Below are 14,257 nucleotides of genomic sequence, written 5' to 3' on the forward strand. Positions count from 1 at the left end.
GTCGAATCCTCCTATTGCTGCTTTAGGTCGTTTTTAATGTTTGAAAGTACTCCATTTACAAATTTCGGCGCTTTATCATCACCGAATAATTTGGCCAGTTCAATCGCTTCATTCATTGAGACACTAACCGGGATATCTTCTTGATACACCATCTCGTACACAGACAGCCTTAAAATGGCTCTGTCTACGTTTGCAATACGATCGAGTTTCCAATTCACTAAATGCTGTGAAATCATGTCATCGAGCTTGTCCTTTTGTTCAAGCACACCGAAAACCAGCTCCTCGAAAAAAGGATCTGATTCTTGTTCATCCAGTGCATGTGTAATGGCCTCTTTCGGATCAATATTACTCACATCAATTTGAAATAATGTTTGTAGCGCCTTTTCTCTTGCAGTTCTTCTTTTCATTATTTACTCCTTTAACCACTTTATCCGCTTGTCGTTAAGCCATACAGAGATCATAACATATTTTGACCGTGGTCGCACCAAGATCCATGCGAGCTGTCACGAAAAACGAATCATTCCAAGTATGAGGTCATTATGATTCGGAAATGGCCCAAAAATGGGCTTTAAAAAACCAAAGAGGCGATGCCTCCTTGGTTTCACTTGAACTCTTTTTTACATTTCTTGATCTACTTCAGCCTCAGCTGACTTTGTATCAAATTGAATACCAACGACATGAATATTGATTTCATTAATCGTTAAGGCAGTCATGTTCAAAAGAGTTTGACGAATATTTTCTTGTACAGCAGTGGATACCTTTGGAATGGATAGGCCAAATTCAATCACACAATATACATCGATTGTGATGCCTTCATCAGAGACATCTACTTTCACACCTTTACGGTGATTTTTTTTACCAAAACGTTCTGCTACATCAGCAGCGAAATTGCCGCGCATTTCGGCAATGCCTTCGACTTCTGAAGCGGCGATCCCAGCAATGACTTCAATCACTTCTGGTGCAATTTGCACTTTTCCTAATTGATCTTCATCAAGGTTCATTTCAAGCAAATTGTTTTCTGACACGATCATTCACCTCCGAAAGCTGTGATTATTTCATGATTTGGTATGTTTCTAAAAACTTCGTATTAAAATTACCGCTCACAAATGTTTCATGCTCAAGCAATCTTAGATGGAATGGGATCGTTGTGTAGACTCCTTCAATGACGAATTCTTGAAGCGCGCGTTTCATTCTCGCAATCGCTTCTTCTCTCGTCTTACCATATGTGATCACCTTTGCAATCATACTATCGTAATATGGCGGAATCACATAACCCGGATAAGCGGCAGAATCAACACGAACTCCTAGGCCGCCTGGCGGAAGATACATTTTAATTTCACCAGCTGATGGCATGAAGTTTTTCTCTGGGTTCTCTGCATTAATACGGCATTCGATTGCCCATCCTTCATATACAACATCCTCTTGTGTAAGAGAAAGCTTCTCACCTGATGCCACTTTAATTTGTTCTTTGATCAAATCAACACCTGTGACCATTTCTGTTACAGGATGCTCTACTTGAATACGGGTATTCATTTCCATGAAGTAGAACTTCTCTTCATTATAATCATAAATGAATTCGACTGTTCCAGCACCAGTATATTCAACAGCTTCTGCAGCTTTTACAGCCGCTTCACCCATTTGTTCACGGATGTCTGCATTTAGAGCTGGTGATGGCGTTTCTTCAAGAAGCTTTTGCATTCTTCTTTGGATTGAGCAATCACGCTCTCCTAAATGAATGGTATGACCATGCTGATCTGCAAGCACTTGGATTTCCACGTGTCTAAAGTCTTCAATGAATTTTTCTAAATAGACGCCAGGGTTACCAAAGTTTTGCGCTGCTTCCTGCTGCGTGATGGTGACACCGTTAATGAGCTCTTCTTCGTTACGAGCGACACGGATTCCTTTACCACCGCCGCCGGCAGTTGCTTTTATAATCACAGGATACCCAATACTTGCTGCTGTTGAAACAGCATCATCAAGATCTTTTACAATTCCTTGAGAACCAGGAACAATCGGAACGCCAGCGTCCTTCATTGTTTCCCTTGCGACATCTTTTGTTCCCATTTTGGAAATCGCTGACGGAGTTGGTCCAACAAAGATAACGTTGCATTCCTCGCAAAGCTCTGCAAAGTCTGCATTTTCAGCAAGGAAGCCGTATCCTGGATGAATGGCATCTGTTCCTGTTAATTTTGCTACACTGACAATATTCGTGACATTTAAATAACTATCTTTTGAAGCAGTCGGTCCGATGCAATATGCTTCATCAGCCATTTGAACATGAAGCGCATCGCGATCCGCTTCAGAAAATACCGCAACTGTTTCAATTCCAAGCTCTTTACAAGCGCGGATAATTCTAACTGCGATTTCTCCTCTGTTTGCAATTAATAGCTTTTTAATCATGATCGTACTCCTTACTCTGCTTTCACTAGAAAGAGGGGTTGTCCGAATTCTACAAGCTGACCGTTCTCAGCTAATACTTCGACGATTTCACCTTTTACTTCTGCTTCGATTTCATTAAACAGTTTCATCGCTTCTACGATGCACACAACTGTGTTTTCGTTCACCTTAGAACCTGTTGTCACGTAAGGACCTGCTTCTGGTGAAGATGAAGCATAAAATGTGCCAACCATTGGGGATGTAATTTTATGCAGATTGTCAGACGCAGCTGCCTCTTGTGCAGGGGCTTCGGTCTGAGCTGGAGCTTGTGCTTTAGGAGCTTGTTGAGCTGGAGCTGCTTGGACAGGAGCCACAGATGCTTGTGCCGCAACTTGCTGAACGACTTCTTTATTTTTCTTCAGTTTGATTTTTGCACCTTCGTTTTCGTACGTAAATTCATCAATTGTTGATTCATCAATTAATTTAATCAGTTCATGAATTTCTTCGATTTTTAACATGGATTTGCACCCCTATGTATGGATTTATCTTTTTCTTTATAGGCTAGTACTAAAAGTACATACTATAACCATCTTACAGGAGGATTTCATTGAATTCAACTACTATTGTGGCGAAGCACTTTGCGAGAGCACCTTGGAGAGGGCGTCAAACCGCTTGAAAAAACGCCCTTTTCGGCAAAGGGCGCCTGTTCATTTTTTATTCGTTAGAGGGCTCAAAAGTGACTGCTACATTATCAAGACCTCTCATTTCTTTTGTGACCATATCAATAATGTCGGCCGCTTGGGACTTTGATTTTTTGTCAGAACGAACTGTGATGCTCACTTTATCCCCCTCTGCACTCACTAGCGCATCTTTATAACCTTTTGTTTTAATTAAGGTTTCAAGTTGACGCTCCGTTCCTTCTGCTTCACTAAGCGCTGTCATTTGGTCATACGCTTCGCTTTTTTCTTGTGCTGTTGCATCATCACTAGATACAATTTCGTTGAACTCTTCACGCTGCTTGCTTCGTTTATCTTCAAGCTCTAATCTGTAAGTTGTAAAAAGCTCATCGTCTGTTTGCTCTGATACAGCCTTTCCTTCTTCACCGCTTGTTTCGATATCCTCTTGTTTACCATTTGTTTCTTTGTCAGTGGACTTCTCATCAGCGCCTTTTTCAGTGCCTTTGTCCATTCCTTTTTCTGGTTCAGTCTTTTTCTCTTCCGTTCCTTTTGATTTCATCTCTTCTACTGTCACTGCATTTTCACCTTGTGGAGACATGATATAGTACACACTTAAGACGACAACTAAACTTAGCATCGTTAATAGCCAAACCGTTTGTTTTTTTAACATCATTCCGAATCCTCCTTGATTTTTTTAGGGGCAACAGCCACTCTATGGCTCGGTACATCAAGCACTCGTGTAACCGCTTCAATGATGGTTTTCTTTATTTGAACGTTGTCTACTCCTTGAGCAACAACGAGAACACCTCGAATATCTGGTTTTTTCGTTTGCACGACGACTGGCGTTTCTTCATTGCCATTTTTGATGATGACGATTTCTTCTTCTTTTGTTTGATCGGTGACACTTCGCACGCCGCCTTCTTTATCTGTTTCTTCGGTCGTTGTGCTTTTATTGGATTTGTTTTTTTCAAACACTTTTAAAGAAGTTGCGTCTACATTGACCACAATCGATACATCCTCAACGCCAATAATGGTTTCTAAAATTTCTTTCAGCTGATTTTCGTATTCTTGCTCCACATCTTCAATCGAATTCTTTGATTTACTTGACGATGCCGGCTTGAATACCTCCTGCTCTTGTGAGGTTGTTTTTTTAGAAGCAGGAACAGCAGCTTGTTCTTTGCTTGATGGCGGTGACAAGATCTGACTGACTAACATGAAAGATACGCCGATGATGAATACAAGCAGCAAGTAATGGTGCTTCGTTAATTTTGGTTTCCCTTCACCTTTTTCAGGCGGTTGCAAGAATGATTTCAGCTTTTGTTTCCAGTCCTTGTTATTCATGATCTGCTGCGTCACCTCCCTCAATGTTCAGCGCAATGTGCTCAGGACTCGTATTCCAAACATTCGCAAGCGTCTCTTTCACCCTCTTGATCTCTTTGCTAGAAGATTCAGCGCTTTCCTCCTTTTGCCTGGAGAGATCAATGTCCACCTTTGCCACCGTTTCTACAGCATCACCTGTGAGCGGGGAAAGAACTGCTTTGATGCGAAATTGATCCGCCTCCATATTCTGATCCAGGTGCTCTTCATCTGCCAACACTTCTACGTGTTTCATTTCGTAGCTCTCCTTCTCCAGTGGCTCCTTTGCGCTTTTTTCTAGTTGGACAGCCATTTGCTTTAAAATATATGCACGCTGAGAGGCTTGTATTTCTTTTTTTTCTAAATTCATCTGATTTTTTATTTCTTCTGACTGTGCTTCTTCCTTCCCCTTCATCAATTCTGAGAAAATTTGGTCAGGGTCTGCCCGAAATAAAGCAAAAATTGGATTGAGCATCACCACAATCAACAGGAGGCTGACGACCATTTTGGCATATTTTTGCATGCTTGAATTAGGAAGCAGAAGATCAATGACAATCGCAAATAAGATAAAGAGAATAATACTTGTGATCCATTCCGTGAGAAAACTCAAAAGGTGTCCCCTCCTTACTTCATCATCATGGTCAGGTTGCCAGCAGTAATAATGACGGTAATGCTTAAAAAGAACATGAGCGATACGACAGCAAGTGCAGCAAAGATATAAAGCACACTTTTTGAAATGACATCTAGGCAGCTGATAATTGGACCGCCTCCTAATGGCTGAAGAATGGCTGCGGCAAGCTTATAAATAAGGGCTAAAGAGAGCACTTTGATCGCAGGGAAAGCGGCAATTGATATGAAAATAGCGACGCCAACAAGTCCGACCGTATTTTTAAGTAAGACAGAGGCACTGATGACGGTATCCGTCGCATCTGTAAACATTCTGCCAAGGACGGGGATAAAGTTTCCGGTAATAAATTTGGCTGTACGAAGTGCGATACCATCCGTAACCGCAGCAGATGCACCTTGCACAGAAATGACGCCAAGAAAGACAGTTAAAAAAACAGCTAACCCACCTATCGCCACATTTCTTAACAGCTGGGCAAGCTGGGTGACCTTGTATTGTTCGGTCAGCGTACTGACAATGCTCAATATCGCTGATAAAAAAATAAGCGGAAGAACGACATATTGAATAAAAACGCCGCTCGTATTCATCAAAAATAAGATAACGGGATGAAAGAATCCGGCTGAGACAAGCCCGCCTGATGAAGCAATCAGTGCTAATAACAGAGGAATAAGAGCAAGAATAAAACTGGTCATCGTTTGAATGGCTTCCGTTGCATAAGAAATCGCCACATGAAAGCTGTTGAGTGCAATAATGATCAGCACCATATAAACAAGTGCGTATGCGACTTTACTGACAGTGCTTTGTTCAAATGCATTCTGCAATAGCTGCAATAGCGAACAGAAGATGGTGAGTAAAATCAGTGTACCAAGGAGCTTTCCGTTTGCGATCACCTCGTGAAACAGATAATGAACAAAGGCTTTCAGCCATGTCTGGGGAGAAAGCTCTTTATCGCCGTCAATCATTTCCTTCACTGTTCCTTTTTGGCTTTCTGGCAGAAAGCCGCCATACTCGTCCAATATGGTTTCCCAAAAGTCACTAATGGAGTGAAGCTCAAGTGCATCAGCCTGTCCATCCGCCACTTCTTCTGCTGCTGGTGCTTCATTGGATAATGGCTCTTTTTCTTCTGCCCCTGCGTGAGGAGCGATCAGCCAGAAGAAAAGCATCAGTCCCAAAACAGCTGTCACCCGTTTCATTGTCATCACCTCTTTTCAATTACGTCATGGACGGGATCATACCTAAGATGGTCTCAATGATGACTGTTAAAATGGGGACTGCCATGACCAAGATGAGAATTTTGCCGCCAAGCTCTATTTTTGATGCAATGGCGCCTTGTCCAGCATCTTTTGTCAGCTGGGCGCCGAATTCCGCAATATAGGCAATACCAATAATTTTTAAAATGGTTTCAACATACTTCATATTGACACCGGCACTTGCCGCAATTTTTTCTATCATCGAGATAATGGCATAAATTTGATCTATTAAATAGAAAAAGATCACACACCCTGTAAAAACAACAAGCATAAAGGCGAAGGTCGGCTTTTGTTCTTTGACGATTAATGCTAAAAAAGTAGCAATTAAACCAAGTCCAACAATTTGTATGATTTCGATTTGTAAGCCCTCCCCTATCCTTGAAATAGAAATACGGCTTTAATCTTTTTAAACAAATCATCTACAATGGTTGCTACCATAAACAAAATGTAGATAAACCCTAGCAGCGTGACCCACTGAGCGTACTCCTTTTTCCCCATTTGATCTAAAATCGTATGGAGGAATGCCACAACGATGCCTACTCCAGCAATTTGAAAAATGACGTTTACATCAACGCCCATGCTCTCGACTCCCTTCCTCTCACATCAATAAAAGAATCAGTAGTAATCCGCTTAAAAATCCGAGGCTTCTGACCATTTTTTCATTTTTGGCTTGGGCGATTTCAGCTTCCTTCTCCTCTGATTCCAAATGACCTAAAGCAAGCTTGATATATTTTTGCTGAGACGCGACATCATGCTGGCCAAGTGTTTCTCCAAAGTGCTTCAGTGCCTCATATTCGCCTTTTTTTAAAACGGTTTTTTTCCAAACATCCTCAAGACTTTCATTCCATGCATGCCGTGCAGAAAAAGTTCCGACTTTCAGCTTTTCTGCAAATTGTTCGAATAACCGATTCACAGGAGGACCTACTTGCGACGCAATTTGCTCTGCAGCACGCGCTAGAGGTGTTTGACCATACATAATTTCAGCTTCAAGAGACTGAAGCGCAAACCGGAGCTGCCGAATTTGTTTCGGCCGGTCACTATATCGTTTGGCAAACTCGAACCCTCCCCAAGTCGTAGCCGAGACAATCAAGATAGCGCCAATGAGCTTTAACATACGTCCACTCCCCGCCTCCATTTCATCTCTTGTCCGTCTTGATCATATATCCGTCCGATCGTGCCGGGACCGTCCTTACGATTTAATTCAACATAACGTTCAAACACGCGAAGCTCCCATAACGGCTTCAATGATGGACGTTTATACACATCTTCTAGTGAGTAGCCATGAACGGAAACGATAATGCTGACCCCAGCATGAATCGCTTCTAAAAGTGCCTGCACATCCTCGCTTTTTCCGATCTCATCGACAATCATGACCTCTGGACTCATAGACCGAATCATCATCATCAAGCCCTCAGCTTTTGGACATGCATCGAGCACATCCACCCGGTGTCCAAACTGGTGCTGCGGCACCCCTCTTATGCACCCAGCGATTTCTGAACGCTCATCTATAATGCCTGTTTTTTTAGGAGGAATGGCTTTTGTACCCGTACTAGCAAGTCTTGCTATATCCCGCAATAATGTCGTTTTCCCTGTTTGCGGTGGACCGATGATCAGTGTATTGCACCAGTGCTCGTCATATAAATAGGGAAGAAAGGGGAGCGCAATCCCGACTTTTTCTTTTGCGATGCGGATATTAAATGAAGAGATATCTCTCAATCCTTTAACAATGCCGTGTTCAACGATCACCTTGCCTGCAAGTCCTACCCGATGTCCGCCTGAAATGGTGATGTAACCTTGCTTTAGCTCCTCTTCAAGTGTGTACATGCTGTAATTGCTCAGCCTGCCTAATAGCTGTGACGCATCTTCTCCTGTTGTGTGATAAGAAAGAAAGCGCGGCTTTCCTCTTTGCATTAATTCAATAGGACGATCCGTGCGAATGCGAATTTCTTCTATTTGATCCCATTCTGCTTCTTTTAGCAGTCTAAGTTCTTGTCCAATCGCGTGCGGGAGAATATCCAACAAACTCCGCAACGAATTCCCCTCCTTTTTTTCTTCTCTAAAATGTATGATGGGAGATGTTAATTATGCCAAGCCGTTTCACTTATAAATCCCAACAAGAATAAAGACGACACCAATGAAAATAAAGAGGAGCTTGGCATAGGATAACTGCCCTGCGATTTGATAGATTCCAATCGTCATTGTGATAATAAAAATGAGCGGTCCAATGATCGCCAATATACTATTGATGACAACCGCTTTTCGAACGTCATTTGTGACTAAAATGAGAATGGCGGCCGTCAGTTCAATCACTGCCGATAAAAACCTCATGCCTGCCATCGCAGCGACTGATGGATGGATGCCCGGGAGAAAATGTTTCATATAGAACCTCCAGCTTTTTTTACACTATATGCTTGTCTAGCTGGAAGTAGTCTTGTTTTTCGGGAAGGAAAAAAGATGAATGAGAGAATTGAGAGAAGGTTAATCTTTTGGGGAGTCTTATATGTTTTACAATAAAAAAAGACTGTAAACACAAGGTTTACAGTCTCAGCGCGTAGACAAACCCTCGCATTCGGTGTCAGATCTGCGCTTCGGTGCTCACGAATGTCAAATTCGCTCCGCTCCGATGCTCGTCCTTCCTAGACTTCAAAGGTTTTCTATCACGCTGTAAAGAAGACAAAGGGCTAAAATAAAGATCATTTTAGCCCTTTGTCAACAACCTGAAGACTGTAAACACAAGGTTTACAGTCTTTCTTCGTTCATTACGCTCTTGACACGTATGAACCGTCCGATGTATTAATGACTAGTTTATCTCCTTGGTTCACAAAGAAAGGAACGTTGACGATTAAACCAGTTTCTGTTTTTGCAGGTTTTGATCCGCCTGATGTCGTGTCACCTTTAATACCAGGCTCTGTTTCTACTACTTCTAGTTCTACCGTGTTTGGTAGTTCTACTCCAAGTGTTTCAGCACCGTACATTACAATTTGAACTGACATATTTTCTAGTAAATATTTCAGCTCATCTTTAATTTGTGTTTCACTTAGTTCAAGCTGCTCATAAGAACTTGTATCCATGAAGACATGCTGGTCGCCATTTGCATACAAGTATTGCATTGTTTTTGTTTCGATTTGAGCTTTCGCTACTTTTTCGCCTGCACGGAATGTTTTTTCTTGAATAGCACCAGTACGCAGGTTACGCAGTTTCGAACGAACAAACGCTGCGCCTTTCCCTGGCTTTACGTGTTGAAAATCCACTACACGCCAAATACCGCCGTCCACTTCAATTGTCAGGCCTGTACGAAAATCATTTACTGAAATCATTTTGTCATCCTCCTACATTTCACCATCATAATATGATAAGTTCTTTCGGTGAGTGGGTCAATCGTTTATTGCCGTCAGCTGTCAGGACTATATCATCCTCAATTCTCACACCGCCGACATCTGGCAAGTAAATTCCCGGCTCAACTGTCACGACCATTCCCTCTTCTAAGACGACCTCTGATCGTGAGGAAAGGCCTGGCGCTTCATGTACTTCCATCCCTAGCCCGTGGCCAGTTGAATGCCCGAAGTATTGACCATAGCCATACTTTTCAATGATGTCACGTGTGATGCGATCAGCTTCTTTTCCTGTTAAGCCTGGCTTGATTCTATCCACACCAGCGTTTTCTGCTTCTAATACGATATGATAAATTTCCTTTAGCTTATCGCTCGGTGTTCCAACAGCAATCGTTCTTGTCATATCAGAACAATACCCTTTATAGTAAGCACCGAAATCGAGTGTGACTAAATCACCAGATTCAATCACCTTTTCACTCGCTCTTCCGTGCGGCAGGCTTGAACGAACACCTGAGGCGACAATCATATCGAATGAAGATCCTTCAGCGCCTTCTTTTCTCATGAAAAATTCAAGCTCGTTCATGACAGCAATTTCTGTCAGGCCCGGCTTGATGTAAGTGAGAATATGATCAAAGGCGTGATCTGCAATCTTCGCAGCTTCCTCTAATATCTTAATCTCTTCACTAGACTTAATCAAGCGCAACTTTTCAACTGATTCTGAGACCGGAACAAGCTCTATATCGCCTGCTTTACTCGCATACTGCTGGTACGTGGCAAATGTCATATGGTTTTGTTCAAACCCAAGACGTTTGATCCCAAATTCCTTTGCTGTTTGAGCCGCGGTTTCTGCGATGTTTCCTTTATGTTCAATAATGTCGAAGCCTTTTACTTGGTCCTTCGCTTGCTCTGTATAACGGAAGTCCGTGATAAAAGCTGCCCGGTCCTTTGAAACAACGGCGAGACCGGCTGAACCAGTAAAGCTGGTCATGTACTGTAAATTAAAGCTACTCGTAATGACTAGACCATCGATGTCTAAATCAGATAAAAGTGTTCTTAATTTTTCAAGTTTCATGATACTGCTCCCCCTTCACTCACTAAATAACGAATCGCCAATTTATACCCTTCTAAACCAAGACCAACGATTTGCCCTTGGCATACTGGAGCAAGTACAGAATGATGGCGGAATTCCTCTCTCTTATGAACGTTTGAGATATGTACTTCAACGACGGATAAAGAAATACTTGCAATGGCATCTCTTAGAGCATAGCTGTAGTGTGTAAAAGCCCCCGGGTTAAACACGACTCCATCGTACTGTTCTTCTGCCTCGTGGAGTGCATCAATCAAATCTCCTTCATGATTCGATTGAAAGAACGTTAACTGGATATTGGCTCTTTCTGCAAACTGGAACAAATCTGTTTCTAAATCTGTGAGCGTCTTACTTCCGTAAACAGCCGGCTCTCTTTTGCCAAGCCTATTTAAATTGGGCCCATTCAGTACAAGAAAATGAGGCATACAACCACTCCTTCACCCTAATTCAATCTATATCGAGATCTGTTTCTTTTTCCTTAGAAACCTTTCGTTTCCAAAAATATTTTATCATATGAATAAGTGATTTACACTTTATTCTGTCTTTTTCCCGAGTGCCCTCGCAAGCTTTTGGCTCGTTAATTCATTATATTCAAACGAAATACTGTACCCGACAAACATACCGTATAAAATGTATAGGCAAAATGTCGTGACAACGGTGCTTTGCTGTAAGTCTTGGACTTGCTTTACATCTGGGAAAATCGGATTAAATACGTAAAAAACGAGCAGCCATAAAATCGCGCCATATATTAGCCCCATCCAATAGCCTTTGATTCGTTTCAAAAGCCCATAATAAATAAAGGCAGCTCCGATCGATAAAACCCCTAAAAGCACAATGCTGATAAAAGTACCAAGTCCGCCCTTTTTCCACTCTCCGAGCACAAAAGGCTGAAGAAGCATATTGGGACTCACCTCTGAGAAATGAAACATATGGGTCAGAAACCCGATAAACCCCCAAAAAACACCACCAACAAAGCCTGTCGCAGCTGCTCTTGCAACTAGCGATGATGTTTGTACAGACTGATTTTTCTCTTCTTGGTTTTTCTTTTCATCACGTTTCATTTGTGAACACCTCCAGCAAGTAGTATGTCCAAAATGTGATAAAAAAAAGGATTTCCATACGTGAGTGTAAAATTTTTATAAGAGGGTATACTGGCTAAAAAGAGGTAGATAGAATTCTAGTAGATAATCGACCTGTGAGCTAGTGATTTCCCCTCATTTCCTGTACAATAAAGGTATAAGGAAATGCATGTAAATTACAGGAAACAGGCAGGTTGATGAAATATGTCCAATCAAACAAAACCTCCAGCATATGGAGGGCAAGCAGTTGTCGAAGGTGTCATGTTCGGAGGTAAAAAGAACTATGTGACAGCGATTCGGCGTAAGGATCAGTCCATTGAGTTTTTAAAGCTTCCCCGGACTTCCAATAAACGAACCGCCTTTCTCAAGAAAATCCCCTTTGTTAGGGGTGTTGCTGCACTTGTTGAAGCAAGCGCAAATGGCAGCAAGCACTTGAACTTCTCCAGCGAGCGCTATGACTTAGATCCTTCAGAAGATCATACTCTTGAAAAAGAACAAAAAAGCTCGAAATTATCCATGATTTTCGGCATTGCTGTGATCGGAGTTCTCTCTCTTCTCTTTAGTAAATTTGTCTTTACCCTAGTACCTGTCTTTTTAGCCGAACTTGTGCGGCCCGTCTTTTCAGGGAATTTTGCACAAATCGCAGTGGAAACATTCTTTAAACTGGTCTTATTATTAGGCTATATTTACTTTATTTCCATGACCCCTTTAATTAAAAGGGTATTTCAATATCATGGCGCAGAACATAAAGTCATAAACTGCTATGAACAGAATCTTGACATCACAGTGGAAAATGTCCAAAAACAATCACGCCTTCATTATCGATGCGGTAGCAGCTTTATTTTATTCACTGTCATTGTCGGAATGTTCGTCTATTTACTCGTACCGACAGATCCTTTATGGGTGAGAGTTCTGAATCGCTTGGCGCTCATTCCAGTTGTTCTAGGCATTTCATTTGAAGTGCTTCAGCTTACGAACAAACTCCGAGAAGTGCCTGTGCTGAAAGTGCTTGGCTATCCTGGCCTTTGGCTGCAATTGCTTACAACAAAAGAACCTTCTGACGATCAAGTCGAGGTAGCCATTGCAAGTTTTAATGAACTTCTTCGTTTAGAGGAAGCGTCTCTAAAACAAGCGTCAGATTCTGCTCATCAAGTGATCTAACTTATAAATCCGGTAAATTCCTTCGGAGGTGGACAGTTATGAATCGCCGAGTACATCCTGCTTTTACCATTATTTTCGCTTTAGGCGTTTTGGGATTTGTGTATTTACTCACAACGAATCCAGGCAGACTTTTTACAATGCTGCTATCAGTTGTGATCATTGGAGCGATTGTGTTTTTCCTATTTAGATGGCTGATGAATCGAAGAACTGGAACAGAGGGCAATCTTTATCGTAAAGCAGTCAAACAATCAAAACGTCGCTACCAGCAGCCTAAACCAAAAACGAAAAGCCAGATGAAAAATCGGGTCACTCATTTGCGAAGCGTGCCGACTGACCACAAGTCTAAGCCCGTCCTTCTCAAAAAGAAAAGCCAAACACAGTTAACTGTGATTGAAGGCAAGAAAAACAAAAAGAAGAATCGCGCCTTGTTTTAAAATGTCCAGCTTTTTAAAAATTGCTCGGCCTTCTGTCTGCCTAGATCGACGAGCGCCTTTTTCTTTTCTGCCATTAGCTGAAAATCAGTGGCAATGACGTGTTCTACAGGAATAAAAATAACATGACGTTCGTGTTTTGTGGCAATATGCCTTTCGTCATGAGCACCACGCATCGTTTCAAAAAGAGCGCCAAACAGTTCAAACGCATTGCGGATGGAGTGTTGAGGGCGTTCTTTTTCGTTTGGGGTTAATGTGACACCGACGAATGGTCTTTTTTTCTCTTCGGCAAACAACCAAATTGGAAAGTTGCTCAGCACGCCTCCATCCACAATGGTACAAATGCCTTTTGATGACTTTAGTTTGACAGGCTCGAAAAAATACGGCAGACTGCAACTCATCCGGATTGCCCTGGCAACAGAGAAACGCTCTGGATTTAAGCCGTATGAAGGAAGGTCGTCTGGCAAAACGAGGATTTTCCCATTTGTTAAATCAGAGGCAACAATTTTCAGTGAATCTTTTTTGAGATCCCCAAATACGGTGACCCCCTTTCGTTTCAACACATCCGTCAGCCATTTTTCCAGCCGGTCCCCTTTGTACAGACCGAGGCGCCAGTAAATGGAGATCCACCGAATCATTTTAAATGGAATGAATTGACATCTCCTGTCAAGCAAGTGATGTTCATCCATTTCATCTAACAGCTCCCGAATCTCCTGACTTGAAAAGCCTGCTGCGATGAGTGAAGCAATGATCGCTCCAGCACTTGTACCAGCAAGGCGGACAAACTGATATCCTCTCGCTTCAAGCGCTTCATAGGCACCCGCAAGTGCTGCCCCTTTAATGCCTCCACCTGAGAACACACCATCTATCTTCATCAAGGAGC

The 14,257-nt window shown here is 42.2% G+C and carries 20 protein-coding genes; 2 read left to right on the plus strand and 18 right to left on the minus strand.

Annotation, left to right across the window (positions count from 1 at the left end; all coding sequences use genetic code 11):
• Positions 1–11: 11 nt before the first annotated feature.
• From nusB to GPS65_RS15325, 17 genes are all read right to left on the minus strand, one after another.
• A complete protein-coding gene (nusB, locus tag GPS65_RS15245; protein WP_012010530.1) occupies positions 12–407 on the minus strand; it encodes a transcription antitermination factor NusB in 396 nt (131 codons plus the stop codon).
• Between the two features lie 210 nt (positions 408–617).
• Positions 618–1,025: an Asp23/Gls24 family envelope stress response protein gene (locus tag GPS65_RS15250; RefSeq protein WP_012010531.1), complete on the minus strand. Its 408-nt coding sequence runs from the start codon at positions 1,023–1,025 to the stop codon at positions 618–620.
• Between the two features lie 25 nt (positions 1,026–1,050).
• Complete coding sequence (gene accC / locus GPS65_RS15255) at positions 1,051–2,400, minus strand: acetyl-CoA carboxylase biotin carboxylase subunit (RefSeq protein ID WP_012010532.1); 1,350 nt, start codon at positions 2,398–2,400, stop codon at positions 1,051–1,053.
• 11 nt (positions 2,401–2,411) lie between these two features.
• On the minus strand, positions 2,412–2,894 hold the full coding sequence (gene accB / locus GPS65_RS15260) for an acetyl-CoA carboxylase biotin carboxyl carrier protein (protein WP_012010533.1): 483 nt from the start codon (positions 2,892–2,894) through the stop codon (positions 2,412–2,414).
• A 196-nt stretch (positions 2,895–3,090) separates the two neighbouring features.
• A complete protein-coding gene (locus tag GPS65_RS15265; protein ID WP_003216063.1) occupies positions 3,091–3,723 on the minus strand; it encodes a SpoIIIAH-like family protein in 633 nt (210 codons plus the stop codon).
• Complete coding sequence (gene spoIIIAG, locus GPS65_RS15270; RefSeq protein ID WP_012010535.1) at positions 3,723–4,394, minus strand: stage III sporulation protein AG; 672 nt, start codon at positions 4,392–4,394, stop codon at positions 3,723–3,725. Before spoIIIAG ends, GPS65_RS15265 begins: the two co-directional genes overlap by 1 nt.
• Positions 4,387–5,019, minus strand: a complete 633-nt coding sequence (spoIIIAF, locus tag GPS65_RS15275) for a stage III sporulation protein AF (protein WP_119125100.1) — start codon at positions 5,017–5,019, stop codon at positions 4,387–4,389. Before spoIIIAF ends, spoIIIAG begins: the two co-directional genes overlap by 8 nt.
• A 14-nt stretch (positions 5,020–5,033) precedes the next feature.
• Positions 5,034–6,227 (minus strand): stage III sporulation protein AE, encoded by a 1,194-nt coding sequence (gene spoIIIAE / locus GPS65_RS15280; RefSeq protein ID WP_119125101.1) that lies wholly within the window; start codon positions 6,225–6,227, stop codon positions 5,034–5,036.
• A gap of 19 nt (positions 6,228–6,246) precedes the next feature.
• Positions 6,247–6,660 (minus strand): stage III sporulation protein AD, encoded by a 414-nt coding sequence (spoIIIAD, locus tag GPS65_RS15285; RefSeq protein WP_098680826.1) that lies wholly within the window; start codon positions 6,658–6,660, stop codon positions 6,247–6,249.
• Entirely contained in the window at positions 6,657–6,863 is a 207-nt protein-coding gene (spoIIIAC, locus tag GPS65_RS15290) for a stage III sporulation protein AC (RefSeq protein ID WP_003153142.1), read from the minus strand. Before spoIIIAC ends, spoIIIAD begins: the two co-directional genes overlap by 4 nt.
• A 19-nt stretch (positions 6,864–6,882) precedes the next feature.
• The gene (spoIIIAB, locus tag GPS65_RS15295; RefSeq protein WP_012010538.1) at positions 6,883–7,398 is read right to left on the minus strand and encodes a stage III sporulation protein SpoIIIAB; all 516 of its coding nucleotides are present in this window, start codon (positions 7,396–7,398) and stop codon (positions 6,883–6,885) included.
• On the minus strand, positions 7,392–8,315 hold the full coding sequence (gene spoIIIAA / locus GPS65_RS15300; protein ID WP_088000335.1) for a stage III sporulation protein AA: 924 nt from the start codon (positions 8,313–8,315) through the stop codon (positions 7,392–7,394). Before spoIIIAA ends, spoIIIAB begins: the two co-directional genes overlap by 7 nt.
• A 66-nt stretch (positions 8,316–8,381) precedes the next feature.
• Positions 8,382–8,663, minus strand: coding sequence for a YqhV family protein (locus GPS65_RS15305; RefSeq protein ID WP_088000337.1), 282 nt, complete (start codon positions 8,661–8,663; stop codon positions 8,382–8,384).
• A 380-nt stretch (positions 8,664–9,043) separates the two neighbouring features.
• Positions 9,044–9,601, minus strand: a complete 558-nt coding sequence (gene efp, locus GPS65_RS15310; protein WP_012010541.1) for an elongation factor P — start codon at positions 9,599–9,601, stop codon at positions 9,044–9,046.
• Positions 9,602–9,626: 25 nt separating this feature from the next.
• Positions 9,627–10,688: a M24 family metallopeptidase gene (locus tag GPS65_RS15315; protein WP_119125102.1), complete on the minus strand. Its 1,062-nt coding sequence runs from the start codon at positions 10,686–10,688 to the stop codon at positions 9,627–9,629.
• A complete protein-coding gene (aroQ, locus tag GPS65_RS15320) occupies positions 10,685–11,128 on the minus strand; it encodes a type II 3-dehydroquinate dehydratase (protein WP_012010543.1) in 444 nt (147 codons plus the stop codon). Before aroQ ends, GPS65_RS15315 begins: the two co-directional genes overlap by 4 nt.
• Positions 11,129–11,236: 108 nt before the next feature.
• Positions 11,237–11,764 carry a YqhR family membrane protein gene (locus GPS65_RS15325; protein WP_119125103.1) on the minus strand — a complete coding sequence of 176 codons (528 nt, stop codon included), beginning with the start codon at positions 11,762–11,764 and terminating at the stop codon, positions 11,237–11,239.
• A gap of 222 nt (positions 11,765–11,986) precedes the next feature.
• On the opposite strand from GPS65_RS15325, the gene GPS65_RS15330 reads away from it, so the two are divergent.
• The gene (locus GPS65_RS15330) at positions 11,987–12,943 is read left to right on the plus strand and encodes a DUF1385 domain-containing protein (RefSeq protein ID WP_012010545.1); all 957 of its coding nucleotides are present in this window, start codon (positions 11,987–11,989) and stop codon (positions 12,941–12,943) included.
• A gap of 38 nt (positions 12,944–12,981) precedes the next feature.
• The gene (locus GPS65_RS15335; protein ID WP_012010546.1) at positions 12,982–13,377 is read left to right on the plus strand and encodes an SA1362 family protein; all 396 of its coding nucleotides are present in this window, start codon (positions 12,982–12,984) and stop codon (positions 13,375–13,377) included.
• Here GPS65_RS15335 and GPS65_RS15340 read toward each other — a convergent pair.
• Positions 13,374–14,249: a patatin-like phospholipase family protein gene (locus tag GPS65_RS15340; RefSeq protein ID WP_012010547.1), complete on the minus strand. Its 876-nt coding sequence runs from the start codon at positions 14,247–14,249 to the stop codon at positions 13,374–13,376. The genes GPS65_RS15335 and GPS65_RS15340 overlap by 4 nt on opposite strands.
• Between the last annotated feature and the right edge of the window lie 8 nt (positions 14,250–14,257).

Source organism: Bacillus pumilus (genome assembly GCF_009937765.1).
Classification (GTDB): domain Bacteria; phylum Bacillota; class Bacilli; order Bacillales; family Bacillaceae; genus Bacillus; species Bacillus pumilus_O.